General features: G+C 69.6%; 3 protein-coding genes. 2 read left to right on the top strand and 1 reads right to left on the bottom strand.

Going from position 1 to position 2,385, the window contains the following annotated elements; genetic code table 11:
• Nucleotides 1–134: 134 nt before the first annotated feature.
• On the bottom strand, nucleotides 135–1,145 hold the full coding sequence (locus AC27VN_RS39025) for a VOC family protein (RefSeq protein WP_490880145.1): 1,011 nt from the start codon (nucleotides 1,143–1,145) through the stop codon (nucleotides 135–137).
• A gap of 133 nt (nucleotides 1,146–1,278) precedes the next feature.
• Between AC27VN_RS39025 and AC27VN_RS39020 the strand changes: the two genes are divergently transcribed.
• Entirely contained in the window at nucleotides 1,279–1,983 is a 705-nt protein-coding gene (locus AC27VN_RS39020) for a GntR family transcriptional regulator (protein WP_093342544.1), read from the top strand.
• Between the two features lie 135 nt (nucleotides 1,984–2,118).
• Nucleotides 2,119–2,385, top strand: a 267-nt coding sequence (locus tag AC27VN_RS39015; protein WP_490880144.1) for a DUF4865 family protein, incomplete at its 3' end; no start/stop codon positions are given.

The raw sequence follows: 2,385 nt of genomic DNA, 5'->3' as shown, positions 1-2,385 counted from the left end.
CGGGCAGGCCTTCGGCGCTGAGGTTCACGACTTCGTCGCCAAGACGAAGACCGAGGGCGGGCTTGCCGCTGCTTTGAAAGGCCAGGAGGCGCATGGGAGTTCCTTGTGGTGGGTGAAAGAAGAAAGCGAAACGATCAGGCGGCCGGATCGGCGGCCGGCGGCGCGGGCTCGATCTCGAAGTTGGTGACGAAGTCCTCGGGCACGCGCGGGCCCCAGGCATAGAAGGAGTCTTCGGGCGGATGGTCGGCGGCGGGCCAGTCGAAGTCGCCGGGCACGAAGTCGATGTCGTACGAATACTCGCAGTAGCTGCCCCAGGGGTCGCGCACGTAGTGGAAGTAGTTCGAGCCCAGCACGTGGCGCCCCACGCCCCAGCCGCGTACATGGCCGGCGGCCAGCATCTGCTCCATGCCGCGGCCGACCTCGTCGATGTCGGCCACGTCCCAGCTCAGGTGGTGCAGCCCGGGCCCGCCCGACTTGGCCATCGCGACCAGGTGGTGGTCGCTGCCGTGCACGCCGTGCATGAACACGATCAGGTCGCCCGAGCGGTCGGAGACGCGCAGGCCCAGCGCCTCCTCGAAGAAGCGCACCGCCTCGGGCACCTTGGCGCTGAACAGCAGCACGTGCGAGAGCCGGCGCGGGTGCACCTTCGGGATGCGCGCGCGGTTGAGCGACGCGCCCACGCCCGGCGGCGGACGCGGCGCGAGCACCCGTTCGCCCGCGGCCTCGGGCGAGCTCTTGGCGGCCACCACGACCTGCACCGGGAAGCCGTCGGGATGCAGCAACCAGAGGCCGGCCTCGCCGCCCTGCCCCGCGCTCAGCGGATGGGGTTCGCAGCGCGGCAGGCCCAGTTGCCGCGCGCGCTCGGCGATGGCGTCGAAGTCTTCGGCGAAGCAGCCGAAGCGCAGGTACTGCAGCTTCTTCGGACGGCCCGGCGCTTCGTAGAGCGAACCCCAGGCCTGCGGATGGCCGACGGTGTGGAGGTCGAGCCGGCCGCCATCGCGGCGCGGCGCCAGGCCGAAGGCGGCATAGAAGCGCTCGGCCTCGGCGAGGTCGGGCACGGTGAACACGAAGCGGTCGAGCGAATGCACGGCCTGCAGCGCGGCGCGCGGCGGGTTCTTGACGGTGCGAAGCGAGGAAGCGGTCATGGCGGCTTGTCTCCGGTGGACGGGTGGATCCGTGGTTTCTTGTTTGAATAATATATTATTTATTGAATCATAGATTTAAAAGCCTGCCAAGTATGATCTGGGCCGAAGCAACGCCACGGCGCGAAAGGACGCGATGAACGAGAAGACCAAGGGCATGAGCCAGACCCGGCTGGTGTTCACCCACCTGCGCGCCGCGATCGTCGGCGGCCGCCTGCTGCCCGACGCCAAGCTCAACATCGCCGCGCTGGCCGAGGAGCTCGACGTGAGCGCGGGCGCGGTACGCGAAGGGCTGGCGATGCTCGAGGCCGAGTCGCTGGTGGTGTCGGAGCCCGCGCGCGGTTTCCGGGTCAGCCCGATCTCCGAGCCCGAGCTTGAGGACCTGGTGCAGGCGCGCATCGAGATCGAGAAGCTCTGCCTGGCCGAGGCGATCCGCCACGGCGGCCTCGAATGGGAAGGCCGCGTGGTGTCGGCCCACCACCGGCTGTCGCGGCTGGCCGAGCTGCAGCACGAACTGCCGCAAACGCTGCTGAGCGAGGACTGGACCGCCGCCCATGCCGAGTTCCACCATGCGCTGGTGAGCGGCTGCCCCAACGGCTGGCTGCTGCGCATGCACCTGATGCTCTACCAGCAGAGCGAGCGCTACCGGCAGCTGTCGGCGCCACTGGGTGGCGACCGGCGCGACGTGCGCGGCGAGCACCAGGCGCTGGTCGACGCGGTGCTCAGCAAGGACGTGCAGGCCGCGCAGGCGCTGATCACGGAGCATCTGCAGACCACGGGGCGCCTGCTGGTCGAGGGCCTGCGCGCGCAGGCGCCGAAGGCCGCGAAGCGCCGCGCATAGCTGCGCGGCAACGACGCGGCAACGACGCGACGATTGCGCCGCCACATCACAGCTATATCGCGCGGCCCCTTCAACCGGCCCGCCCGGCATCGCAAGCTCGCTGCATCTTCAACAAAGCATGCAAGGAGCGACACGATGTTCGCGATGCAGTACTCGCACCGGCTGCCGGCCGGGCACGACATGGAAGCCATCCGCCGCCGCGCGGCGCAGCGCGGCCCGCTGTGGGACGACACCGAGGGTCTGGTGTTCAAGGCCTTCGTCGCGCAGGAGCGCGGCCGGCACCGTGCCGTCGGCCACCTCTACGCCTCGGTCTACTTGTGGCGCGAGCCGGCGGTCGCGGCTTCGTTCCTGATGGGCGAGCGCTTCCAGAACGTGATCGACAGCTTCGGCCGGCCGCGCGTG

It is taken from the genome of Variovorax sp. 20P10.2.4 (assembly GCF_058244205.1).
Note: the sequence above shows the minus strand (reverse complement) of the source record. Positions and strands in the feature narration are given on the sequence as shown.